Below are 21,984 nucleotides of genomic sequence, written 5' to 3'. Positions count from 1 at the left end.
GGGGCGCATACAAGAGTCGCGTTTAGTCTACTGAACTAAAGTGCGGTAGAAAATGTGGCATATTGCCGCGTGGCAAATTGTCGCTACTGAAACCATTGGGTGCGGCGACCTAGCCGCCAAGCTCTAGGCGGAAGCCGTCAACCGAACATGGAACAAGAGATGATAGTGCCCCAGGGGCGTTTTCGACTGGCGCGCCTGCCACACCGGCGCCAGGAAACGCTCAGAGCGTGGGATGCGGCCGACGAATATCTGTTGACTCATCTTGCGGAAATCGGGCTTTCCGACCGCGCGAGGATCGCCATTTTAAACGACGGCTTCGGCGCTTTGGCCGTCGCGTTGCACGCGTACCGGCCGACCGCGATATCCGATTCCTGGCTGTCGCAACAAGCCACCCGCGACAATTTGCGCCGCAACGGCCTAGACGTGGCAAACGTCGCATTGCTGGACAGCCTCGGATTGCCTAGCCCCGGTATCGATTGCCTGCTGATCAAAATTCCGAAAACGCTGGCTTTGCTGGAACACCAACTACACGGCTTGAAACCGCGATTGGCCCCCGGCGCTCGCGTGATCGCGGCCGGCATGGTCAAGAATCTGCCGCCCACCGCCTGGAAGTTACTCGAACGCTTGCTCGGCCCTTGCACGCCGTCGCTGGCGGTAAAAAAAGCCCGCTTATTGTTCGTGCAAGTCAATTCCGACTTGGAACTGTCGGCCAATCCCTATCCGACCCGTTACCGCTTGGAAGACGACGAGTTGATCGTCACCAACCATGCCAATGTGTTTTCGCGCGATTCGCTGGACATCGGCACCCGCTTTTTGTTGCAGCACCTGCCGGATCGGACCGGCTACCGCGATTTGATCGACCTGGGTTGCGGAAACGGCATCGTCGGCGTGATGCTGGCCCGGCGCTATCCGGCCGGCCGTTTGGTATTCGTCGACGAATCGTTCATGGCCTTGGCGTCGGCGCGGGAAAATTTCCAAACGGCATTCGCGGATAGCCGCGACGCCGAATTTGTCGCCGGTGACGGCTTGACAGAGTTTTCCGCCGAAAGCGCCGATTGCGTCGTTTGCAATCCGCCCTTTCATCAACAACATACGGTTGGCGACCAGATCGCTTGGTCGATGTTTACCCACGCCCAAAGGGTCTTGCGTAGCGGCGGCGAATTGCGGGTGATCGGCAACCGTCATTTGAATTATCAGCTGAGTTTGGGCAAGTTATTCGGCAACTGTCGGTTAGTGGCGGCCAATCCGAAGTTTTCGGTATTCAGTTGCATCAAGCGTTGAAGGCTTTTTGGGTCCAGGAGGGGCGCCGCTCAATTCGTGCTAAGCCTATCGGGACGGCAATCTGTCCGCGACCAATTTCGATCCAGCGGCTAACGGAGTGCACACCTTGTCTGGTCTGCGTCGTCATCCCCTATGACCAAACCGAAACCGCGATACCTCCCTTGGCGATTCCGCGCGTTTTGGCGGCCGCCCGATCGGCAACGGCAAAACCCTAGGTTTCGTCCAGTTTCTAGATATTCTCCTAAACTTTCGGTCAGGGATCTTGGTTCGGGAATCCCACGTAACCGGGAGTTTTTGCGACATGAACGGCAAAGTCAACACGGGCAGTTCCTATCCGCTGGGTTCAACCTTGCGTCCGGGGGGCGCCAACTTCAGCGTGTACGCCAAGAATGCTACCTCGGTCGAGCTGCTGCTGTTCGACGCGGCGGACGACGATATACCCAGCCGCATCGTGCCGCTGGACCCGCTACGCCACCGGACCTTCCACTACTGGCACATCTACGCACCCGACATTCAAGCCGGCCAGTTGTACGGCTACCGGGTGAACGGGCCCAACAATCCCGAGCGCGGCCTGCGTTTCGATCCGGAAAAACTGCTGCTCGATCCTTACGCGCGCGGCGTCGCGGCCGGGCCGAATTACGATCGCCAGGCCGCGTGCCGGCCAGGCGTCAATTGGGGGGTGGCGATGAAAAGCGTCGTGGTCGATTACCGGGGCTACAACTGGGAAGGCGACGCGCCGCTGCGTAAACCGTTTCGCGGTAGCGTGATTTACGAAATGCACGTGCGCGGTTTCACCCAGCACGCCAGTTCCGGCGTCGCGGCGAACAAGCGCGGCACCTATGCCGGCGTGATCGAGAAAATTCCGTATTTGAAGGATTTGGGCGTCACAGCCGTCGAGTTGCTGCCGGTGTTTCAATTCGATCCGCAAGACGCGCCGCCGGGTCTGAGCAATTATTGGGGCTATTCGCCGGTCTCGTTTTTCGCGCCGCATTGCGGTTACAGCTCGGATTCGGCGCCGCTGGCCGCGATCGCCGAGTTTCGCGACATGGTGAAAGCCCTGCACCGCGCCGGTATCGAAGTGATCCTGGACGTGGTGTTCAACCATACCGCCGAGGGCGATCAGCGCGGGCCGATGTTTTGTTTCAAGGGCCTGGCCAACGACGTCTACTACATCCTCGATCCGCAAAACGGCGCCTACACCAACTACGCCGGTACCGGCAACACCCTGAAGGCCAACCATTCGGTGGTGCGGCGCTTGATTTTGGATAGTTTGCGCTATTGGGTCACCGAAATGCACGTGGACGGTTTTCGCTTCGATTTGGCGTCGATTTTGTCGCGCGACGAAGAAGGCCGGCCGTTTCCGAATCCGCCGATTTTATGGGACATCGAAACCGATCCGGTGTTGTCCGGCAGCAAATTGATCGCCGAAGCCTGGGATGCGGCCGGCTTGTACCAAGTTGGCTGTTTCATCGGCGACTTCTGGAAGGAGTGGAACGGCCAGTTTCGCGACGACATCCGCGATTTCTGGCGGGCCGCGCCGGGTAGTGTCGCCAAATTGCCCAATCGTCTGTTCGCCAGTCCCGATATTTTTGCCGCCGAACGGCGCGAACCCGAAACCAGCGTCAACTTCGTGACCTGCCACGACGGTTTTACGCTCTACGATTTGGTGTCGTACAACGTCAAGCACAACGAAGCTAATCGGGAAGGCAATCGCGACGGTTGCGACAACAATCTCAGCTGGAATTGCGGCGCCGAGGGACCAACCGATGCCGCGGACATCAACCGGCTGCGCAAGCGCCAGATCAAGAATTTCCTGGCCTTGACCTTGCTTTCCGCCGGCACGCCGATGCTGACGATGGGCGACGAAGTCTGCCGCAGCCAGTGGGGTAACAACAATGCCTATTGCCAGGATAACGAGCTGAGCTGGTTGGATTGGTCCTTGCGGGACAAACATGCCGACATCCACCGTTTCGTCAAACTACTGATCGAGTTGCGCGGCTTGCTGTATACCTGGAAGGAGTCGCAAGCCACGTTGAATCTGTTTTTCCAACAGCTGTATATCGAGTACCACGGCGTTAAACTGCATCAGCCGGATTGGGGACGGGATTCGCACGGCCTGGCGATTCTGATCGCCAAGCTGCAGCGGCCGTATCTGATTTATTTTATTTTCAATAGCTACTGGGAAAGCCTGGCTTTCGAATTGCCGTCGAGTTATCAAAACGCCCCGCTGCAATGGGCGCGGGTGATCGATACCGCGCTGGCATCGCCGGACGATTGCGTCGGTGCCGAGGTGGCGGTCGCGGTGGGCGAGTTCGTTTATCGCGCTCAAGCCCGGTCGACGGTGATGTTGCTGGCGAAAATCTAAACCGCCGCCGGCGTGCCGGAATCGGTCCTATCCGCTTATAATGCGCCGCTGTTTAACCGTGTCGCGCGGTCAATTTCGACTTATCCGCCTCTGGCTCGCCCGGCAAGACCTAGGGCGGGTCTAAAAACCGGAATTCGCGGTGCGATGACTACATTTTCCGCTGGTTTCCCAATCGCCCGATCATAGCGTTGCTGACATGACTCTCTCCCAAACCTGCTGGATCAAGGAAAGCGCCTTCGGCATTTGGTTTTTGAACACCGAAACTTGGCGCAAGCGGGTGTTGCGGGTGGCGATCGCCGATTTGCGGCGTTTGATGCCCGCCGCGCCGGCGGCACCGACGATATTGGACGTAGGCTGCGGCCGGGGAAATTCGTTTGCGTTGCTGGCGGAGGCGTTCGCGCCCAGCCGCATCGCTGCGATCGAAATCGACGCCGCACTGTTGGCCGATGCCCAAGGTCAGGCCGGCCGTTGCCCTTGCCCGGTGACGGTCAGCCTCGGCAACGCCGAGCGCCTGCCGTATCCGGACGCCGGCTTCGATATCGTGTTTTGCCATCAGAGTTTTCATCATATCGTTCGGCACCCGGAGGCGATGCGGGAGTTTTACCGGGTGTTAAAGCCCGGCGGTTTGCTGTTATTTGCCGAGTCTTGCAAGCGTTTCATCCATTCGCTGCCGATACGCTTGCTGTTTCGCCACCCGATGGCGGTGCAAAAGACCGCCGACCAATATTTGCGCTTGATTCGCGACACCGGTTTTCGCGTCGATGCCGAGCGGATTTCGACGCCGTATTTGTGGTGGAGTAGGCCGGATGCCGGCGCGCTGGAATGGTTCGGCTGGTCGCTGCCCACGCGTCCCGAACCGACGCTGCTGAATCTGGTGGCGGTGAAATAGTGCTGGGCCGATGAGGTTTTACTTCAACGATGCGGCACTGCTGTGCGCGCTGGGCCACCAGCGGAGCGAGATACTCGGGGCGTTGCAGCGCGGCGACCGCTCCGGCTTGCTGGCCAGCGACGAGTTCACGCCGGGCCGGCCGCTGTATCTGGGCCGGGTCGGGGCCGAATTGCCCGAATTGCCGGACGCTTGGGCCGCGTATCGCTGCCGCAACAATCGGCTGCTGTTGGCCGCCGCCCGTCAGCTCGAAAACACGTTGTTCGAAATGACCGCGCGTTACGGGGCCGACCGGATCGGTGTCGTGCTGGGCACCAGCACGTCCGGCGTGCGCAACAGCGAACTGGCTTTGCAAGCGCTGGCCGAGACCGGCGCGATTCCGGCCGGTTTCCATTACAAGCAACAGCAAATGGGGGCCGGCGCCGATTTCTTGGCGGGCTATTTGGGCTTGGGCGGGCCGCGTTACACGGTATCGACCGCCTGTTCGTCCAGCGGCAAGGCGATATTGTCGGCCCGGCGCTTGCTGGAACTGAACTGGTGCGATGCGGTGCTGGTCGGCGGGGCCGATAGCCTGTGCGGTTTGACGGTCAACGGCTTCGCGGCGTTGGAATCGGTCAGCAAGGGGTTGTGCCGGCCGTTTGGCGCCGGGCGCGACGGCATCAATTTGGGTGAGGCGGCCGCGCTGTTCGTGATCAGCCGCGAGCCTGGGCCGGTGGCCTTGCTCGGCGCGGCGGCGACCAGCGACGCCCATCATTTTTCCGCGCCCGACCCGGCCGGCATCGCGGTCGCCGCGGCGATGCGGCAGGCGCAGGAACAAGCCGGCCTGGCGCCGGCGCAAGTCGATTACCTGAATCTGCACGGTACCGCGACCCCATTGAACGACGCGATGGAGAGTCGCGCGGTGCATCGGGTGTTCGGCGAACGCGTGCCGGTGAGTTCCAGCAAGGGCCTGACCGGCCATACGCTAGGTGCGGCGGCGGCGCTGGAACTGGGATTTTGTTGGTTGTTGCTGACCGATGCCAACCCGGCCGGCGCGCTGATTCCCAACGTCAACGACGCCGACGCCGATCCGGCCTTGCCCGAGCTGAACTGGGTGCGGCCCGGGCAAACGCTGGGCCGGCCGGTGGCGGTATGCCAGAGCAATTCGTTTGCGTTCGGCGGCAGCAACGTGTCGATAGTCGTGGCGCGGGCATGATCGGATTCGATACGCCGATCGCCGAGCTGTTGCCGCATGCCGGCGCGATGGTGCTGTTGGACCGGCTGTTGCATTTCGACGAGGCCGGCGTTACCGCCGAGTTAACGGTGCGCGGCGACGGCTTGTTGTTCGGCGACGCCGAGCGGGTGCCGGCCTGGGCCGGTATCGAATACATGGCGCAAACCATCGGCGTTTATGCCGGACTGAAAGCCAAGCAGACCGGCGAGCCGATCCGGCTGGGCTTTTTGCTGGGTACCCGGCGCTATCTCGGCAATGTCGATTATCTGCCGGTCGGCGCTCGTCTGACGGTCGAAGCCGCGAAAATTCTGCAAGAAGGTCAATTGGGAGTTTTCGAATGCCGGATTCGCGGCGACAATATCGACATTTCCGCCACCCTCAACGTTTTCCAACCTGACGATTTGCATGAATGATACTGTGTTAGTGACCGGCTCCAGTCGGGGCATAGGCCGAGCTATTGCCCTTTACTTGGCCGGTCTGGGTTACGATTTGGTCCTGCATTGTCGCGGCCGACGCCACGACGCCGAAGTCGTGGCGGCCCAGATTGCCGAACTCGGCCGGCAGGCCCGCATCCTGCAATTCGACGTCGCCGACCGGGCTCAGTGCGCGGCGGTATTGAACGCCGACATCGATAGTCACGGCGCCTATTACGGCGTGGTTTGCAACGCCGGCATCGCCGCCGATAACGCTTTTCCGGCCCTGACCGGCGAGGAATGGGACAGCGTCATCCACACCAATCTCGACGCCTTTTACAACGTCTTGCAACCGCTGGTGATGCCGATGGTCCGGCGCCGTAAACCCGGCCGCATCGTCACGCTGTCGTCGGTGTCCGGCCTGATGGGTAATCGCGGCCAGGTCAATTACAGCGCCGCCAAGGCCGGCATCATCGGCGCGACCAAGGCCTTGGCGCTGGAGTTGGCCAAGCGCGAGATTACCGTCAATTGCGTGGCGCCGGGTCTGATCGCCACCGACATGCTGGACGAACTGCCGCTCGACGAAATCAAGGGCTTGATTCCGGCCCGCCGGGTCGGTCGACCGGAGGAAGTCGCCGCGACGGTGGCGTTTTTATTGTCCAAGGATGCGGCCTACATCACTCGCCAAGTGATTTCTGTCAACGGAGGCCTGTGTTGAAACGCGTCGTCGTGACCGGCATGGCCGGACTATCGCCGATCGGCAACGATTGGGAAACCATCGCCGAACATTTGCAGGCTGATCGCACCGGCATTCGGACCATGCCGGAGTGGGATATTTATAACGGACTGAACACCCGCCTGGCCGGGCCGGTCGAGTTCGAGCGGCCGGCGCACTATACCCGTAAGCAAACCCGGTCGATGGGCCGAGTGGCCTTGATGGCGACGCTTGCCACCGAATGGGCGTTGAAGGACGCCGGCTTGTTGTTTCACCCCTGTCTGGACAGCGGTCAAACCGGCATCGCCTACGGCAGTTGCGCCGGCAGTTACGATGCGATCGCCGATTTCGGCAACATGCTGCTCAACCGCGCCACCGATGGCCTGAATGCCACCTCCTATATCCGGATGATGGCGCACACCGCGCCGGTCAATATCGGCCTGTATTTTGGGATCAACGGCCGGGTTTACACCACGTCCAGCGCCTGTACCTCGGGCAGTCAGGGCATAGGCTATGCCTACGAGGCGATCAAATTCGGCCGGCAGCAAGTGATGGTGGCCGGCGGCGCCGACGAGCTGTCGGCTTCCGAGGCGGCCGTGTTCGATACCTTGTTCGCGACCAGCTTGCGCAACGACCATCCCGAGCAAACGCCGCGCCCCTTCGACCGCGACCGCGACGGCTTGGTGATAGGCGAGGGGGCCGGCACCTTCATCCTGGAAGATCTGGAACACGCCCAAGCGCGCGGCGCGCGAATTTACGCGGAAGTCGTCGGTTACGGCACCAATTCCGACGGTCTGCATGTGACCCAACCGGACAGCGCCAGCATGCAAACCACGATGCGGCTGGCGCTGAGCGACGCCGGGTTGGAGCCGGCGGCGATCGGCTATGTCAGCGCCCACGGCACCGCCACCGAATACGGCGACATCGCCGAGAGTCACGCCACCCGCGCGGTGTTCGGCGCGCGGATGCCGGTCAGTGCCTTAAAGAGCTTTACCGGACATACCTTGGGTGCCTGCGGCGTGTTGGAAGCCTGGGCCGCGATCATGATGATGCGCGAGGGTTGGTTTCACGCTACCGCCAATCTGGAAACCGTCGATCCGGCTTGCGCCGAACTCGACTATATTCAGGGCAGTATTCGCTTGTTGACTTGCGAGTACGTGATGAGCAACAACTTTGCGTTTGGCGGCATCAATACCTCGCTGATTTTCAAACGCTGGTCTTAACTTTAATAGGAGACGACATGAAACGATTAATCCTGTGGTTCGCGGCCCTGATGATATTGGCCGGCTGTTCGACGACCGGTCACTTCAAAGTGCCGGATGGCTCGCAACTGTATTTGTACAAACGGCCGGAGCCGGTGCAAATCAGTGCGAACGGCGAAGTTACCACCAAACCGTATTTCTGGACCGCGGCCGGAATGCCGCCCGGCGGCGGCATTCCGTACAAATTGGAGAAAAACGGCAAGGTGCTGAAGGAAGGTAAACTCCGCGCCAAGTTCCGGGTGGTTTCGATCTTTTGGCCGCCGTTCGCGATCATTTACTGGCCTATCGGCTTGAACCCTGACATCACTTACGACTTGATCAACGACAAGCAGGAGTGACCGCGGTGCGCCTGATCGGAACCGAACGGGGGCGGAGATGACCGAAGTCCGCACTCTCGCCACTGCCCGCTTGATACTGCGGCAGTGGCGGGACGCCGACCGGCCGGCGTTCGCGACGATCAATGCCGACGTCCGCGTGATGGCGCATCTGCCGCAAGCCCTGGACCGGGCCGCCAGCGATGCGTTGGCCGAGCGTTTTCAAGCCTTGATCGCCGAGCGTGGTTGGGGATTCTGGGTGGTGGAATTGACCGGTACCGGCGAGTTCATCGGCTACGTGGGATTGCACGTACCCGCCACCCGCCACGACTTCGCGCCTTGCGTCGAAGTCGGCTGGCGTTTGGCCTACCGCCATTGGCGGCAGGGCTATGCCAGCGAGGCGGCGCGGGCCGCGTTGGCTTTTGGATTCGAAACCCTGAGTCTGCCGGAAATCGTCTCGTTCACCGCACTGGGGAACGCTCGCTCGGAAGCGGTGATGCGGCGCTTGGGCATGCGCCGCGACCGCGAATTCGATCACCCGCTGCTACCGCCTAACAGCCCGTTGCGGCGGCATGTTTTATACCGATTGGCCGACACGGAGTGGCGGCGGCGTTCAGCGGTTTAAGCGACGCCATGGCACTCGATTTTACGATTCGCGGCTGGCACGCGGATTTAAACCCGGCCGACGGCCCGGCACCGCGCCAGGTTCCGAAAAGTTTGTTACGACGCTTGAGCCCGCTGGCCCGCCGCGCGTTTCGGGCGATCGACGGCTGTATCGCGCCCGGCGAGGCCTTGCCGGCGGTATTCAGCTCCAGCCACGGCCAAATCGCCGATTCGCTGGCCTTGCTGCAAACCCTGCAAGCCGGCGAGGACTTGTCGCCGGCCGGTTTCAGCTTGTCGGTACACAATGCCATCGCTGGCCTGTATTCGATGGTTTACGCCCACCGGCTGGAAACAGTGGCTCTGGCACCCGGCGCGGGCGGCGTGGGGCCGGGCTTTATCGAAGCCTTGGGGCTGCTCGGCGAAGGTCATCAAGAAGTTTTGCTGGTGTTTTACGATGAAGCGCTGCCGGACTTTTATCCGACTACCGGCTATCGGTTGTCGGCGCCCGGCGCAGCCTTGGCCCTGCGTTTGGCGCGCGGCGGGGCAGGCCTGGTCTGCCGTTTTGAGCGGCTGGCCGAGCCGCGCGGCGACGGCGAGCAGCCGCTGCAATTACCGGCTTTGGTCGAATTTCTTTTCGATACCCGCGCCGAACTGCGTTTGGGCAACAACGGCCAGGGCTGGTTATGGCAAAAGCGCTGATTCGCAGCTTGGACTACGCTTGGCGGCTGTTCGCCACCGCCGTAAGTTTCGCGGTGTTCGGCGTCGGCGGCATGCTGTTGTGGTGGCTGGTGTTGCCGATCTTGGCGTTGCGGCCCGGTTTGCCGGCCGCCAAGCAGCGCCGCGCCCAATACGCGGTGCATCTGAGCTTTTACGCCTTCATCGGTCTGATGCATCGGCTGGGCGTGATGACTTACCGGATCGACGGCTTGGAGAAATTGAACCGGCCCGGCCAGTTGATCGTCGCCAATCACCCGACGCTGGTCGACGTGGTATTTCTGCTGAGCCGCATCCGACACGCCAGTTGCATCGTCAAGGCTAGTCTATGGCGCAATCCGGCGATGCGCGGACCGATATTGCACGCCGGCTACATCAGCAACGCCGATTCGCAAGCGATGTTGGACGCCTGCGCCGAACGTCTGCGCGAAGGCGGCTGTCTGATCGTGTTTCCGGAAGGCACCCGTTCGGTACCGGGCCGAGCCTACCGGTTTCAGCGCGGCGCGGCGGCGCTGGCCTTGCAGGCCGACTGCCTCGTCACGCCGGTGGTGCTACGCTGCCGTCCCAGCACGCTGACCAAGGCCGAGCCGTGGTATCGCATCCCGGCGCGGCGCTTTGCGCTTACAATGCAGGTCGGCGACGCCATCGATATCGACGCCTTTCGAGCGATCAAGCCGCGTTCGATCGCGGTGCGGCGGCTGACCGAAACCTTGCAAGACTACTTTAGCGAACGACGAATGAACGATGAACACGATGGAAACTGAATTAAAACGCCTGATTATCGACACGCTGGCCTTGGAGGATGTCGATGTCGCCGACATCGATAGCGAGGCGCCGTTGTTCGACGGCGGCCTGGGATTGGACTCCATCGATGCGCTGGAGCTGGGCGTGGCGATCCGCAAGCGCTACGGGGTCAAGATCGATGCCGAGCAGCACGACGTCGCGGCGATATTCGCGTCGGTGGCGTCGCTGGCGCGCTTTTTGGCGACGGCCGGGAGCGCGGCATGATGCAAACTCGCGAAGACATTTTGGCGGCGATCCGCGACATCATGGTCGAAATGTTTGAAATCGACGCGGCGGCCATCGTTCCGGAAGCCAAACTCTACGAAGATCTGGATTTCGACAGCATAGACGCGGTGGACATGATCGTGCGTCTGAAGGAAGTTACCGGCAAGATGGTCAAACCGGAAGACTTCAAAACCGCTCGCAGCATTGGCGACGTGGTCGAGGCCGTCCATCGTTTGCTGCAAGAGTAGCATGCCGCGCTGGTTCAATGCGGCGGTCGGCGTGCTGATGTTGCTGTACCCGGCGGCGGTGTATTTCGGACTGCGCTATTGGGAACCGCGCTGGATCGCGGCGGCGTTGGCCGGATTGCTGGCCGCGCGCCTGGCCTTGGCCGGCCAGCGCTGGATGCGTCAGGCGGCTTGGGCCGGCTTGGCCTTCGCGGCGTTCGCGGTCTGGAGCAATCAGGTATTGACCCTGCGTTTCTACCCGGTTGCGGTCAACGCCGCGATGCTGGCAATCTTCGGCGTCAGCCTGCTGCGCCCGCCCAGCCTGATCGAGCGGCTGGCCCGGTTGCAAACCCCTGATTTGCCGGCCGCCGGCGTGATTTACACCCGCCGGGTGACCGTGTTGTGGTGCGGCTTTTTCGTCTTGAACGGCACGGCCGCGCTGGTCACCGCGCTGTATGCCAGCTTCGAGGTGTGGAGCTTGTACAACGGACTGATCGCCTATCTGTTGATGGGGCTGCTGTTGCTCGGCGAATACGGTGTCCGGCGCCGCGCCGCTTGGCGGGGTTAGCGCGTGGCTCGGGCTTTCGATACCGCCGACGACGGCCGGCCGGTGGCTTGGCATCGCGGTCTATGCTACACGCGCGGCGATTTCCGGTTGGCCGTCGCGGCCTGGGCCGAGCGTTTTGCCGCCGATCCTTATCCGCGTTACGGCTTGTATTGCCAGGATGCCTATCCGTTCGCGGTGTTGTTGTTTGCGTTATGGCAGGCCGGCAAGCAGGTTTGGCTGGCGGCGAATAACCGGCCCGATACCGGCGCCTCGCTGGAAAGCGAAGACTGCCGCTTGCTCGGCGACTGGCCGGCGCACGGCCTGAGCGGGCCGGATTTCAACGAAATTTCCAGTGAAGCGAACGGCGCAACCGACGCTCAATTTGCCGGGTCGGCGAGTTTTAGCCGACCCTGGGCCGCTTGGCGAGCCTGGACGAGCGGGACCGATCGCCAAGCGCCGGACCTCGCCTTGTTTACCTCCGGTTCGACCGGCGTCGCCAAGCCCATTTTTAAAAGCCAACGCCAACTTTGGTGCGAAGTCGCCGGCCTGGAAGCCCAGTGGGGCGGCTTGCTCGGCGACTGCCGGGTAGCGGGCACCGTCGGTCATCAACACATTTACGGTTTGTTGTTTCGGGTGTTGTGGCCGTTGGCGGCCGGTCGCGCTTTCGTCAGCGAAACCGCGTTGGACGCGGCCGGTTTGCCGGAGCGCGTTTGCTGGATCGCCAGCCCTGCCCATCTGAAGCGCCTGGATGCCGAATCTCCTTGGGCCAAGATTGCCGGTTTCCCAGCCGTCTTCAGTTCCGGTGGCCCGCTACCGGCCGCCGCCGCGGAGCGCTTGGCGGCGCGGGCCGGGCACGCCGCGTGGGAAGTCTACGGCAGTAGCGAAACCGGCGGCATTGCCTGGAGACGATTTCCCGACAACGGCTGGCGCTTGTTCGCCGGGCTGACTCTAAGTCCCGACGGCGAGTTGAGTTCGCCCTATTTACCGGATGCTGAGCCCTATCCGCTGGATGATGCGCTGGCATGGCGGGCCGACGGATGTTTCGATCTGATGGGCCGGCGCGACCGCATCGTCAAGATCGAGGAAAAGCGTTTGTCGTTAACCGAATTGGAGCAGTGCATCGTGGCCGGCGGCTGGCTGGCCGAGGCTGTGGCCTTGCCGATCAGCGGCCGGCGCGATGCCGTCGCGGTGGCCGGGGTGTTGTCCGCGACCGGCCATCGCTTAATGCTCGGCGACGGCCGCAAGGCGCTGATAGCCGAGCTGCGAGAAGGTCTGCTGCGGCATTTCGAGGCGGTGCTGTTACCGAGGCGCTGGCTGTTTTTTTCGAGGCTGCCGGAAACCTCTGCGGGCAAGCCGGATGTGCCGGCCTTGCGGTGCTGGTTGGTCAGCGACGATCGCTTGCCGTTGCCGCGCCAAGTGCGCTGGTCGGGCGACAGCGCCGAGTTGACGCTGAAGATCCCGGCCGATTTGCGTTACTTCGCCGACCATTTTCCTCGGTTTGCGATCTTGCCCGGCGTGGTGCAGTTGGCTTGGGTCGAGCATTACGGCCGTTTGTTGTTCGGTTTCGTCGTGCCGTTTCGGAGTTTGGAAGCGATCAAATTCGTACAGCCGATTCGGCCCGATAGCGAGCTTCAGTTGAATTTGACTTGGCGCGCCGCCGCCGGCCGGCTGGCTTTCGAGTTTCGCGATACCGACCGGGCCTATAGCTCCGGCCGCTTGATCCAAGCCGAAGCATGACGATCAAGGTCTGCATCGTGATTCCGGTGTACAACCACGAGCGGGCGCTGCCGGCCTTGTTGGCGCGGCTCAAGCCGCACGGACTGCCGTGCCTATTGGTCAACGACGGCAGCTCGCCGGCCTGCGGACAAGTGTTACGCGAGCTGGCCGCCGCGCAAACCGATTGGTTGAGCTTGCTGGAACGGCCGGCCAACGGCGGCAAGGGCGCGGCGGTCGTGGACGGTTTTCGCCAAGCGCTGGCGCGCGGGTTTAGCCACGCGCTGCAAATCGACGCCGACGGCCAGCACGATACCGCCGATATACCGGCGTTTCTGGCGTTGGCCAGGTTGTATCCGGACGCGATGATACTCGGCGCGCCGCGTTACGGCGCCGACGCGCCGCGGAGCCGGGTACACGGCCGGCGCATCACCAACTTCTGGATTCGTATCAACACCTGGTCGGATGCCATCGCCGACGGCATGTGCGGGTTTCGCTTGTATCCGCTGGCGGCGGTCGAGCACTTGCTGGCTAGGCAGCGCGTGGCTAGCGGCATGGCCTTCGACATCGATATCGTGGTCCAGCTGTATTGGCAAGGCGTCACCGCGCTCAATCTGCCGACGGCGGTGCGTTATCCGGAAGACGGCGTGTCGCACTTTCGGTTGTTCCGCGATAACGCGTTGATTTCCGCGACGCACGCCCGTTTGTTTTTCGGGATGCTGCTCAGACTGCCGGTTTTGTTGCTCGGGCGTTTGCGATGAAAGCCGCCGGCCATTGGGCGCAAATCGGCGAATCGACCTGCGTTTGGGGTATGCGCTTGCTGTTCGGCGTGTTCCGTTACGGCGGCCGGCCGTTGTTGCAGGCGTTCTTGTATCCGGTGGTCAGTTATTACTGGCTAAGCCATCCTAACGCCAGACAGGCCAGTCGGCAGTTTTGGCGGCGTTTGGCGGTATTTAACGGCGAGCGGCCGGAGCATTTGAACTGGCGGAGTTGGCGGCATTTCATCGCCTTCGCCAACGCTATCATCGACAAAATGGCGGCCTGGGCCGATGCCTTGCCGGCGGATGCGGTCGAATTCGAGGGCCGCGAACGGCTATTGGCGGATTTGGGGCGGGGGCGCGGCGCGTTGCTGTTGGCCTGCCATCTGGGCAATCCCGAAGTGTGCCGGGTCATGGCCCGGCGCGATCCGAACGTCAAGATCAACGTGCTGGTACACACCAAGCATGCCGAGCGCTTCAACCGTTTGTTGGCGCGCTACAACCCGGCTAGCGCGCTGAACTTGCTGCAAGTCACCGAGATCGACGCCGGCGTGGCGATGCGCTTGGCCGAAAAAATCGAGCAGGGCGAGTTGGTGGTCATCGCCGCCGACCGCACGCCGGTGGGCGGCGGCCGGATAGCCTGGGCTGACTTTCTCGGCGCGTCGGCGCCGTTGCCGCAGGGTCCGTTCGTGTTGGCCGGTTTGTTGCGGTGTCCGGTGTACGGCTTGTTCTGTATCAAACAGGCCGGCCGGCACCGGATCATTTTCGAGCCGTTCAGCGACGGCTTGACCTGGACCCGCGCCAACCGCGACGCGGTCATCCATGCCGCCGTCCGCCGCTACGCCGAGCGTTTGCAACACCATTGTCTGACCGCCCCGCGACAATGGTTTAATTTTTACGATTTCTGGCGGGTGCAAAAGTGCTAGAAGACTTGATCGGTACATGCTTTTTATTTGTGACCCGTATAGTTGGATGATTTCTGTATATCTTGCGGGATTGATTAAGCCCAAGCAATAAACGCCCCTTCGTTCCCGTAATTTCACCATGGTGTATTTTGACACCGTCAGCGATATCAGCCCCATCACTGCAATTAGAAGCAGCGCAATATTTTGACATCCGTAGTCCAGGTTACTAAACTGCGCATCTTTTTAACCCACCAACCCACCGAAGGAGGCTGTATGTTCGATTTTGCAACGCGCTTAAGCCTCGCATCCTTAACCGGTCGGTAATTTTCATCCGATCGTCGGGATCGGGCTTCCGCATTAATCCCTTATTTTAATTTTTGGCCGATTCCGGTCAGGGCTGGCTATTGCCGTTGGGCTGCCAGCTTCGGATAGGCTTTGTGGAAGTTTATGAAAACACATCAATCCAACCGCACACGTTTATTGTGCGCAGAATGGCGCGAAGACGATGGTCTAGCGCCTCGTTTCGAACAACGCGACCCAGTTAAACAACAGGCGCGTAAAGATCAACAACTGAGTAAACAGGCACGTCGAACTTTAAGTTTATTTCTCGAAGGCGAATGCAAACACCCTGATTTGTTAGGCGTTGAGGTGCTCGCCGTACAGTATGAGCCTGCTAAACAGCGTCTATGTGTCAGCGTTGGCTCTCCCAACAATGCCACTAATAGCGAAGCCATTTTTGCGGCGCTAAAACACAGTCAAGCGGTGCTGCGTAGCGTGGTGGCAGCCAGCTTACATCGTAAAAAAGTCCCGGCTCTCAGTTTTTACTTCGTTGGTAGCAACAATACAGGAGGTGAATCATGCCTATTCAAACCCTAATCACCAAAGGCAAAGTGCCGGTCAGAATTTACACAGACCAAGTCGATCCGGCAGCCTATCAACAATTGCTGAACTTATCGCAGATGCCGTTTGTGCACAGCCATATTGCCGTGATGCCCGATGTGCATTGCGGCAAAGGCGCAACGGTCGGTTCGGTGATTCCGACGCTGGGGGCGATTATACCGGCGGCAGTCGGCGTGGATATTGGTTGCGGCATGTGTGCCGTGCGATTGTCGGTCAGCGCTAATGATTTGCCGGACAGCTTACGTTCATTGCGGTTAGCGCTGGAAGCGGCGGTGCCGGTCGGTTTTGCCATGCACCGTAGCGATCAAGCACAACGCTCGACCATAAACGCGCTTGGCGTGGGCTTACATCAAATTTTGGATAAACACCCCAAGGTCAATGCCAAGCAAAACAAGCCTTATCAAACTTGGATACGTCAATTAGGTACGCTAGGCGGTGGCAATCATTTCATCGAACTGTGTTTGGATGAAAGCGATCAAGTGTGGATCATGCTGCATTCCGGAAGTCGAGGTATTGGCAATGTGATTGGCGAGTATTTCATCAATCTGGCAAAAAAGGACATGGGGCAGCATTTGGTGAATTTGCCCGATAAAGACTTAGCCTATTTTCGCGAAGGTGCGAAGCACTACGACGATTATTTGCTGGCAGTCAGTTGGGCGCAGGACTATGCAATGACCAATCGACGGGAAATGCTGCGTTTAATCGGCGAGGTATTACATAAAAAATGGCCGAAATTAACCTTCACCAAGGAAGTCATTAACTGCCATCACAACTATGTCGCTCACGAATGGCATTTCGATGCCAAAGTGCTGGTCACCCGCAAAGGCGCAATTCGCGCTGGCGAGGGTGAGCTGGGAATTATTCCGGGCAGCATGGGCGCACGCTCTTACATCGTGCGCGGTAAAGGCAACGAACAGTCCTTTTGTTCGTGCTCGCACGGCGCTGGCCGCCTTATGAGTCGTAGCGAAGCCAAGCGACGTTACAATGCCGACGATCTAGCCCATCAAACACAAGGCATTGAATGCCGTAAAGATAGCGGCGTGATCGATGAAATACCGGCCGCCTATAAGGACATCGAACAGGTTATGGCACAGCAACACGACTTAGTCGAAATCGTGCATCAATTGCGGCAAGTGATGTGCATTAAAGGCTAGTCAATTCAGGCAGGCGATTGCGAACATTTTTGACGTAAGCGCCTGCTCCCTAATATGAATTCTCACTCATGATAACCATGCGATGAACGGCAGCTTACTGCTTTGCTCTTGCCATTAGATGAAAAGCCTTGAATGTCGCTAACGGGTCGATTTCTGCATTTCATAACTTCCAGGACGATGTCATTCCTCTACGGATAATTCTTCGGATGCGATGATCGAACATGTCATTGTCACCGGTTCAGCCGCGCCTAGACTTTGCCCCGCGATTCCGCCGACCGCTAAAATTCAATCCGCTCCGGTGCGACTCGGAGCACCTCTTCGATGGTCGTGATGCCGGCCGCGACTTTCTCGGCGCCGCTGAGGCGGAGCGGGCGCATGCCTTCCTTGATGGCTTGTTTTTGCAGCAAGGCCGTGTCGCAACCTTCGACGATCAGCTTTTCCAAAGTCTGGCTGTTCTCGAAGATTTCGTAGATGCCTATCCGGCCGGCGAAGCCGGTGTTGCGGCATTCCTTGCAGCCGGTGGCGCGGTGGATTTGCTTGGGCGGGGCCACTCGGAACGGCGCGACCAGGGCTTGCCATTGGGCGTCGTCGACGGCGACCGGCGTTTTGCAATGCTTGCATAAGACCCGGATCAAGCGCTGCGCCATCACGCCCAATACGGTTTGCTGAATCAGGTAGCCGGGCACGCCCAAATTCAGCAAGCGGGTGACGGCGGCCGGGGCGTTGTTGGTGTGCAGCGTCGAGATGACCAGATGGCCGGTCAGCGAGGCTTGCACCGCCATTTCGGCGGTTTCCAAGTCGCGGATCTCGCCGACCATGATGATGTCGGGGTCCTGGCGCAGCAGGGTGCGGATGCCGCTGGCGAAGTCCAGGCCGATATTGGCCTGCACCTGCATCTGGTTGAAGACCGGTTCGATTTGCTCGATCGGGTCTTCGACGGTGCACAGATTGATTTCCGGCGTCGCCAGCCGTTTCAGCGTCGAATACAGCGTCGTGGTCTTGCCGGAACCGGTCGGCCCGGTAACCAGGATGATGCCGTGAGTCTGGCCGGTCATCCGATTCCAGATCGCCAATTCCTGCTTGTTAAAGCCGAGTTGTTCGTAATCGCGCAGCAGCACTTCCGGGTCGAATATCCGCATCACCAGTTTTTCGCCAAACGCGGTCGGCATTGTCGATAGCCGCAATTCGATTTCCTTGGCATTCATTTGGGTTTTGATGCGGCCGTCTTGCGGCAAACGCTTTTCGGCGATGTTCATCCGACCCAGGATTTTCAGCCGGCTCAGCACCGCGTTCATGATCGGCATCGGCAACTGGTAGACGTGGTGCAGGATGCCGTCGATCCGAAAGCGCACGTTGCCTTGTTGGCGGCGCGGCTCGATGTGGATGTCGCTGGCGCGTTGGTCGAAGGCGTATTGCAGCAGCCAGTTGACCAGATTGACGACGTGCTGGTTGTTGGCATCCAGGTCCGCCATTTTGCTGAGTTCGACCAATTGCTCGAAGTTCTGGCCGCCGCCGCGTCCTTCGTTTTGGGTTTGCGCGCCTTTCAGCGATTGCGAAAAGTTGTAAAACTCGTCCAGATAGCGCTTGATTTCGTCGGGATTGGCGAACACGCAGCGAATCTTGCCGTGGTGCATCTTGGCCAGGTCCAGTTGCCAGGCGCGGATGAAGGGCTCGGCGGTGGCGACGACAATTTCCTCGTCGTTGATCTTGATCGGCAGGATGTTGTAATTGACCGCATAGGCTTTGCTGAAGATCGCGGTCACGCTGGGTACGTCGATTTTCAGCGGGTCGAAATAGTAGTAGGGCAGCGCCAGCTTTTTGGCCAGCCATTGGGTGAGGTCTTCCTGAGTCAGCAGCTTGCCGAGTTGACTGCGGTCGGCCAATTCGCATTCGCTCAAAATTTTCAACGGATGCTTGTTGAGATTGATCTTGGCGGCCGCGTATTGGCGGCATTTTTCCAGGTCCGCTTTCGACAATATGCCGTCGTCGTCCAGCCACTGGATAATGCGCTGGATGTCCAGCTTGTGGTCTTCCGTCTTGCTTTCTTCCCGCATACGCCGCTTCTGGGTGAGTGGAAGGCTTAGTCTAGCCAAATCCGGCGGAAGTTGGGGAGAATTGCCCGTCCCGAGTAACGCTGACAATCTTGGGTGCTTGGACGGCCGATTTCAACGCCATTCGATGAAGCGGGTCGCGGCGAACCGAATGCTTGCAGTTGCCGCATGACGAATAACCTAGTGTTAAAGTAAACTATCGCCAACTTACACAGCGCGCGGTAGATCATGACGGCAGCAGACAACGTACATCCTCACGAAATTCATAAGTTCGGCGCTCAAGCGGAGCGCTGGTGGGACCCGAACGGCGAATTGCATACCTTGCACGCCGTTAATCCGCTTCGCTTGGCATTCATCGGCCGGCAAGTCGATTTGGCCGGCAAGCGGGTGGTTGACGTCGGTTGCGGCGGCGGCATTCTGACCGAAGGTTTGGCCGGGCAGGGCGCCGATGCCTTGGGTATCGATCTGAGCGAAGATTTGCTGGATATCGCCGATCTGCACAGTCTGGAAACCGGCGTGGCGGTCAATTACCGCAAGGTCAGCGCCGAACAATTGGCGGCCGAGGAGCCGGGCGGCTTCGACGTGGTGACCTGTATGGAAATGTTGGAGCACGTTCCCGATCCGGCTTCGGTGGTCAAGGCGTGCGCGACGTTGGTCAAACCGGGCGGTCTGGTGTTTTTTTCGACCTTGAACCGGGTGCCGAAGGCTTGGCTACTGGCGATCGTCGCCGCCGAGCATCTGCTGAAAATGGTGCCGAAGGGCACTCACGAATATAAAACCTTTATCAAGCCGGCCGAATTGGATCGAATGGCGCGGGCCGGCGGTCTGGAATTGCAGGCAATGACCGGCATCGAATACAACCCGTTCGCCAAGCGCTTCAGTCTGGGCCGCGATATCGACGTCAACTACATCGCCGCGTTCGCGCGTCCGGAATAAACCGCATGACCGACTTCAAACTGGAGTGCGTGTTGTTCGATTTGGACGGTACCTTGGTCGATACCGCGCCGGACCTGATCGCCTGTCTAAATCGAACGCTGGCGGCGCACGGTTTTGCCGAAATTGATCCGGCGACGGTGAAGCCGGCGATTTCGCGGGGCGCCATGGCGATGATTCGGCAAGCGGTTACGGTGGACGAAGCCACGGCGCAAATGATGTTGAGCGACATGTTGGACGCCTATCAGGCCAATATTGCCGAACACAGTCGCTTTTTCGACGGCATCGGCGATTGCCTGGACGCCATCGAAACCGCCGGTTTGAAGTGGGGGGTCGTGACCAACAAAAAGCAGCGATTTACCTCGCCGTTGTTGCGAGCGCTGGCGCTGGATACGCGCGTGGCTTGCGCGGTCAGCGGCGACACCACCGCGTTTAGCAAGCCGCATCCGGAGCCGATGTTCGAAGCTTGCCGGTTGGCCGGCGTAACACCCGAGCGCTGCGTCTACATTGGCGATGCGCCGCACGACATTGCCGCCGGCAAAAACGCCCGTATGAAAACTCTCGCGGCCTTGTACGGCTATTTGAACAGCGACGACCAGCCGGACACTTGGGGGGCGGACGCGATGATCGAACATCCCCGTCAACTGACGCAATGGATCCAAACCAGTCTATGTCATTGAACGATCGAGTTATTTTAATTACCGGCGCCGGCGGCGGTTTAGGGAGCGCGGCCGCGCTGGCTCTGGCCGGACAGGGCGCCAGCCTGATTTTGCTGGACAACAGCATCCCTAAATTGGAAAAGACCTACGACGCGATCGTCGAGGCCGGCGGTCCGGAACCGACGATGTACCCTTTCGATTTGGCCGGCGCCACCGAAGCTCAATATCAGGAAATGGCCGACGCCATCGCCGAGCGCTTCGGCGCATTGCACGGCGTATTGCATTCGGCGGTGGAATTCAGCGCGTTCAGCCCTATCGCCAATTACAAAACCAAGGATTGGGGGCATGCGTTGAACGTCAATCTGAACGCGGCGTTTTTGCTGTGCCGGGTGCTGCTGCCGGTGTTGTTGGCCGCCGAGCACGCCGCGATTGTGTTTACGTCGGATTCCTCGGCTCGCAAGGGCCAGGCCTATTCCGGCGCTTACGGCGTTTCCAAAATCGCCTTGGAAGGTTTCGCGGCGATATTGGCGGCCGAGTTGGAATCCGCCGGCAAAATCCGGGTCAACACCTTGGTGCCGGGGCCGGTCGACAGTCCGTTGCGGCGTAAGGCCTATCCGGCCGAAGACAAGGCGGCGCTGCCGGCGCCCACCAGTTTGCAGCCGGCCTACGTTTATTTATTCAGCGACGCCAGCCTCGGCGTCACCGGTCAAATTATTGACGCCCAGACATTCAACCGTTGAAACGAGCTATGGCAGACAGAGAAGTGGTGTTTTTAAACCGTGACGTCAACATTGTCACGATTCCCGACGGCCATCACGGCATGTTGCGCAAGGGTCAGGAAGTCACGATCCACCAGTCCTTGGGCAGTAACTATACGGTTTTCACCGATTACGGCCACATGGTGCGGATCGCCGGCGTCGACGCCGACGCGCTCGGCAAGGAGCCTCAGCATTTGCAGACCCTGGTGTCGGAAACCGATGCACAGGCGGTCGAGCGCAATTGCTGGGAAGTGATGAAAACCGTCTACGATCCGGAAATTCCGGTGAATATCGTCGATTTGGGCTTGGTCTACGGTTGCGACGTGACGGCCAACGCCAACGGTGGTCACGACGTCCAGGTACGGATGACGTTGACCGCGCCGGGTTGCGGCATGGGGCCGGTGATTCAAGGCGACGTCGAGAAGTGTATACGCGGTTTGCCCGGCGTCGATAGCGTGGACGTCGAAGTGGTCTTGGACCCGCCTTGGTCCAGGGAAATGATGTCGGAAGTGGCTCAGGTTCAATTGGGTCTGTTTTGAGCGGCGCCGGGAATCTGGCGGAAATTTGCCGCCTTGCCGCTTCGAAGGGGTGTTTTGTATTCTAAGTTT

The 21,984-nt window shown here is 60.0% G+C and carries 24 protein-coding genes; 23 read left to right on the top strand and 1 reads right to left on the bottom strand.

All coding sequences use genetic code 11. The features are described from left to right. Positions 1 to 159: 159 nt before the first annotated feature. The 19 genes from ACQE3E_RS14400 (at position 160) to ACQE3E_RS14310 (ending at position 16,975) form a co-directional block, all read left to right on the top strand. On the top strand, positions 160 to 1,281 hold the full coding sequence (locus ACQE3E_RS14400; RefSeq protein ID WP_427500694.1) for a methyltransferase: 1,122 nt from the start codon (positions 160 to 162) through the stop codon (positions 1,279 to 1,281). A 301-nt stretch (positions 1,282 to 1,582) separates the two neighbouring features. Next, a complete protein-coding gene (gene glgX, locus ACQE3E_RS14395; RefSeq protein ID WP_427500693.1) occupies positions 1,583 to 3,646 on the top strand; it encodes a glycogen debranching protein GlgX in 2,064 nt (687 codons plus the stop codon). A gap of 196 nt (positions 3,647 to 3,842) precedes the next feature. Then, positions 3,843 to 4,535 (top strand): class I SAM-dependent methyltransferase, encoded by a 693-nt coding sequence (locus ACQE3E_RS14390; RefSeq protein ID WP_071157938.1) that lies wholly within the window; start codon positions 3,843 to 3,845, stop codon positions 4,533 to 4,535. 10 nt (positions 4,536 to 4,545) lie between these two features. Further along, complete coding sequence (locus tag ACQE3E_RS14385) at positions 4,546 to 5,727, top strand: beta-ketoacyl-[acyl-carrier-protein] synthase family protein (RefSeq protein ID WP_427500692.1); 1,182 nt, start codon at positions 4,546 to 4,548, stop codon at positions 5,725 to 5,727. Continuing rightward, the gene (locus ACQE3E_RS14380; protein ID WP_427500691.1) at positions 5,724 to 6,158 is read left to right on the top strand and encodes a 3-hydroxylacyl-ACP dehydratase; all 435 of its coding nucleotides are present in this window, start codon (positions 5,724 to 5,726) and stop codon (positions 6,156 to 6,158) included. Before ACQE3E_RS14385 ends, ACQE3E_RS14380 begins: the two co-directional genes overlap by 4 nt. Continuing rightward, positions 6,151 to 6,876 (top strand): 3-oxoacyl-ACP reductase FabG, encoded by a 726-nt coding sequence (fabG, locus tag ACQE3E_RS14375; RefSeq protein ID WP_427500690.1) that lies wholly within the window; start codon positions 6,151 to 6,153, stop codon positions 6,874 to 6,876. Before ACQE3E_RS14380 ends, fabG begins: the two co-directional genes overlap by 8 nt. Continuing rightward, complete coding sequence (locus tag ACQE3E_RS14370) at positions 6,873 to 8,096, top strand: beta-ketoacyl-ACP synthase (protein WP_313729941.1); 1,224 nt, start codon at positions 6,873 to 6,875, stop codon at positions 8,094 to 8,096. Before fabG ends, ACQE3E_RS14370 begins: the two co-directional genes overlap by 4 nt. Positions 8,097 to 8,113: 17 nt before the next feature. Next, entirely contained in the window at positions 8,114 to 8,473 is a 360-nt protein-coding gene (locus ACQE3E_RS14365; protein ID WP_064027453.1) for a hypothetical protein, read from the top strand. Between the two features lie 37 nt (positions 8,474 to 8,510). Further along, on the top strand, positions 8,511 to 9,074 hold the full coding sequence (locus ACQE3E_RS14360; protein WP_313729942.1) for a GNAT family N-acetyltransferase: 564 nt from the start codon (positions 8,511 to 8,513) through the stop codon (positions 9,072 to 9,074). A gap of 8 nt (positions 9,075 to 9,082) precedes the next feature. Further along, positions 9,083 to 9,751, top strand: coding sequence for a beta-ketoacyl synthase chain length factor (locus ACQE3E_RS14355; RefSeq protein ID WP_313729943.1), 669 nt, complete (start codon positions 9,083 to 9,085; stop codon positions 9,749 to 9,751). Further along, on the top strand, positions 9,736 to 10,530 hold the full coding sequence (locus ACQE3E_RS14350; protein ID WP_427500689.1) for a lysophospholipid acyltransferase family protein: 795 nt from the start codon (positions 9,736 to 9,738) through the stop codon (positions 10,528 to 10,530). The genes ACQE3E_RS14355 and ACQE3E_RS14350 overlap by 16 nt, the downstream gene beginning before the upstream one ends. Then, complete coding sequence (locus ACQE3E_RS14345) at positions 10,520 to 10,774, top strand: phosphopantetheine-binding protein (RefSeq protein WP_083385919.1); 255 nt, start codon at positions 10,520 to 10,522, stop codon at positions 10,772 to 10,774. Before ACQE3E_RS14350 ends, ACQE3E_RS14345 begins: the two co-directional genes overlap by 11 nt. Beyond that, positions 10,774 to 11,022: an acyl carrier protein gene (locus ACQE3E_RS14340; RefSeq protein WP_064027499.1), complete on the top strand. Its 249-nt coding sequence runs from the start codon at positions 10,774 to 10,776 to the stop codon at positions 11,020 to 11,022. The genes ACQE3E_RS14345 and ACQE3E_RS14340 overlap by 1 nt, the downstream gene beginning before the upstream one ends. Position 11,023: 1 nt before the next feature. Next, positions 11,024 to 11,566, top strand: coding sequence for a hypothetical protein (locus ACQE3E_RS14335; RefSeq protein WP_313729945.1), 543 nt, complete (start codon positions 11,024 to 11,026; stop codon positions 11,564 to 11,566). Between the two features lie 3 nt (positions 11,567 to 11,569). Continuing rightward, positions 11,570 to 13,282 (top strand): AMP-binding protein, encoded by a 1,713-nt coding sequence (locus ACQE3E_RS14330; RefSeq protein WP_313729946.1) that lies wholly within the window; start codon positions 11,570 to 11,572, stop codon positions 13,280 to 13,282. Further along, entirely contained in the window at positions 13,279 to 14,019 is a 741-nt protein-coding gene (locus ACQE3E_RS14325; protein WP_313729947.1) for a glycosyltransferase family 2 protein, read from the top strand. Before ACQE3E_RS14330 ends, ACQE3E_RS14325 begins: the two co-directional genes overlap by 4 nt. After that, positions 14,016 to 14,942: a hypothetical protein gene (locus tag ACQE3E_RS14320; RefSeq protein ID WP_168029555.1), complete on the top strand. Its 927-nt coding sequence runs from the start codon at positions 14,016 to 14,018 to the stop codon at positions 14,940 to 14,942. Before ACQE3E_RS14325 ends, ACQE3E_RS14320 begins: the two co-directional genes overlap by 4 nt. 426 nt (positions 14,943 to 15,368) lie before the next feature. Continuing rightward, positions 15,369 to 15,797, top strand: coding sequence for a ribosome-binding factor A (locus tag ACQE3E_RS14315; RefSeq protein ID WP_313729948.1), 429 nt, complete (start codon positions 15,369 to 15,371; stop codon positions 15,795 to 15,797). Beyond that, positions 15,779 to 16,975 (top strand): RtcB family protein, encoded by a 1,197-nt coding sequence (locus tag ACQE3E_RS14310; RefSeq protein ID WP_313729949.1) that lies wholly within the window; start codon positions 15,779 to 15,781, stop codon positions 16,973 to 16,975. The genes ACQE3E_RS14315 and ACQE3E_RS14310 overlap by 19 nt, the downstream gene beginning before the upstream one ends. Positions 16,976 to 17,253: 278 nt before the next feature. On the opposite strand, the gene ACQE3E_RS14305 is transcribed toward ACQE3E_RS14310, so the two are convergent. After that, on the bottom strand, positions 17,254 to 19,029 hold the full coding sequence (locus ACQE3E_RS14305) for a GspE/PulE family protein (protein WP_064027477.1): 1,776 nt from the start codon (positions 19,027 to 19,029) through the stop codon (positions 17,254 to 17,256). 225 nt (positions 19,030 to 19,254) lie between these two features. On the opposite strand from ACQE3E_RS14305, the gene ubiG reads away from it, so the two are divergent. Genes ubiG through sufT form a run of 4 tightly spaced genes read left to right on the top strand, consistent with a single transcriptional unit; the run spans position 19,255 to position 21,915 of the window. Continuing rightward, on the top strand, positions 19,255 to 19,962 hold the full coding sequence (ubiG, locus tag ACQE3E_RS14300; protein WP_064027479.1) for a bifunctional 2-polyprenyl-6-hydroxyphenol methylase/3-demethylubiquinol 3-O-methyltransferase UbiG: 708 nt from the start codon (positions 19,255 to 19,257) through the stop codon (positions 19,960 to 19,962). 5 nt (positions 19,963 to 19,967) lie between these two features. Beyond that, positions 19,968 to 20,639 carry an HAD family hydrolase gene (locus ACQE3E_RS14295; RefSeq protein ID WP_071157962.1) on the top strand — a complete coding sequence of 224 codons (672 nt, stop codon included), beginning with the start codon at positions 19,968 to 19,970 and terminating at the stop codon, positions 20,637 to 20,639. Beyond that, complete coding sequence (locus tag ACQE3E_RS14290; RefSeq protein WP_313729951.1) at positions 20,630 to 21,358, top strand: SDR family NAD(P)-dependent oxidoreductase; 729 nt, start codon at positions 20,630 to 20,632, stop codon at positions 21,356 to 21,358. The genes ACQE3E_RS14295 and ACQE3E_RS14290 overlap by 10 nt, the downstream gene beginning before the upstream one ends. 8 nt (positions 21,359 to 21,366) lie before the next feature. Further along, positions 21,367 to 21,915, top strand: a complete 549-nt coding sequence (gene sufT / locus ACQE3E_RS14285) for a putative Fe-S cluster assembly protein SufT (protein ID WP_313729952.1) — start codon at positions 21,367 to 21,369, stop codon at positions 21,913 to 21,915. Positions 21,916 to 21,984: the final 69 nt, after the last annotated feature.

The sequence above is a fragment of the Methylomonas sp. MED-D genome, assembly GCF_050276835.1.
Lineage (GTDB): Bacteria > Pseudomonadota > Gammaproteobacteria > Methylococcales > Methylomonadaceae > Methylomonas > Methylomonas koyamae_A.
This window is presented reverse-complemented; position numbering and strand designations above follow the sequence as displayed.

What these genes read in the sequence shown, in the direction of transcription:
- ACQE3E_RS14400 (WP_427500694.1), top strand. Translation starts at nt 160, where the DNA reads ATGATAGTGCCCCAGGGGCGTTTTCGACTGGCGCGCCTGCCACACCGG.
- glgX (WP_427500693.1), top strand. Translation starts at nt 1,583, where the DNA reads ATGAACGGCAAAGTCAACACGGGCAGTTCCTATCCGCTGGGTTCAACC.
- ACQE3E_RS14390 (WP_071157938.1), top strand. Translation starts at nt 3,843, where the DNA reads ATGACTCTCTCCCAAACCTGCTGGATCAAGGAAAGCGCCTTCGGCATT.
- ACQE3E_RS14385 (WP_427500692.1), top strand. Translation starts at nt 4,546, where the DNA reads ATGAGGTTTTACTTCAACGATGCGGCACTGCTGTGCGCGCTGGGCCAC.
- ACQE3E_RS14380 (WP_427500691.1), top strand. Translation starts at nt 5,724, where the DNA reads ATGATCGGATTCGATACGCCGATCGCCGAGCTGTTGCCGCATGCCGGC.
- fabG (WP_427500690.1), top strand. Translation starts at nt 6,151, where the DNA reads ATGAATGATACTGTGTTAGTGACCGGCTCCAGTCGGGGCATAGGCCGA.
- ACQE3E_RS14365 (WP_064027453.1), top strand. Translation starts at nt 8,114, where the DNA reads ATGAAACGATTAATCCTGTGGTTCGCGGCCCTGATGATATTGGCCGGC.
- ACQE3E_RS14360 (WP_313729942.1), top strand. Translation starts at nt 8,511, where the DNA reads ATGACCGAAGTCCGCACTCTCGCCACTGCCCGCTTGATACTGCGGCAG.
- ACQE3E_RS14355 (WP_313729943.1), top strand. Translation starts at nt 9,083, where the DNA reads ATGGCACTCGATTTTACGATTCGCGGCTGGCACGCGGATTTAAACCCG.
- ACQE3E_RS14350 (WP_427500689.1), top strand. Translation starts at nt 9,736, where the DNA reads ATGGCAAAAGCGCTGATTCGCAGCTTGGACTACGCTTGGCGGCTGTTC.
- ACQE3E_RS14345 (WP_083385919.1), top strand. Translation starts at nt 10,520, where the DNA reads ATGGAAACTGAATTAAAACGCCTGATTATCGACACGCTGGCCTTGGAG.
- ACQE3E_RS14340 (WP_064027499.1), top strand. Translation starts at nt 10,774, where the DNA reads ATGCAAACTCGCGAAGACATTTTGGCGGCGATCCGCGACATCATGGTC.
- ACQE3E_RS14335 (WP_313729945.1), top strand. Translation starts at nt 11,024, where the DNA reads ATGCCGCGCTGGTTCAATGCGGCGGTCGGCGTGCTGATGTTGCTGTAC.
- ACQE3E_RS14325 (WP_313729947.1), top strand. Translation starts at nt 13,279, where the DNA reads ATGACGATCAAGGTCTGCATCGTGATTCCGGTGTACAACCACGAGCGG.
- ACQE3E_RS14320 (WP_168029555.1), top strand. Translation starts at nt 14,016, where the DNA reads ATGAAAGCCGCCGGCCATTGGGCGCAAATCGGCGAATCGACCTGCGTT.
- ACQE3E_RS14315 (WP_313729948.1), top strand. Translation starts at nt 15,369, where the DNA reads ATGAAAACACATCAATCCAACCGCACACGTTTATTGTGCGCAGAATGG.
- ACQE3E_RS14310 (WP_313729949.1), top strand. Translation starts at nt 15,779, where the DNA reads ATGCCTATTCAAACCCTAATCACCAAAGGCAAAGTGCCGGTCAGAATT.
- ACQE3E_RS14305 (WP_064027477.1), bottom strand. Translation starts at nt 19,029, where the DNA reads ATGCGGGAAGAAAGCAAGACGGAAGACCACAAGCTGGACATCCAGCGC.
- ubiG (WP_064027479.1), top strand. Translation starts at nt 19,255, where the DNA reads ATGACGGCAGCAGACAACGTACATCCTCACGAAATTCATAAGTTCGGC.
- ACQE3E_RS14295 (WP_071157962.1), top strand. Translation starts at nt 19,968, where the DNA reads ATGACCGACTTCAAACTGGAGTGCGTGTTGTTCGATTTGGACGGTACC.
- ACQE3E_RS14290 (WP_313729951.1), top strand. Translation starts at nt 20,630, where the DNA reads ATGTCATTGAACGATCGAGTTATTTTAATTACCGGCGCCGGCGGCGGT.
- sufT (WP_313729952.1), top strand. Translation starts at nt 21,367, where the DNA reads ATGGCAGACAGAGAAGTGGTGTTTTTAAACCGTGACGTCAACATTGTC.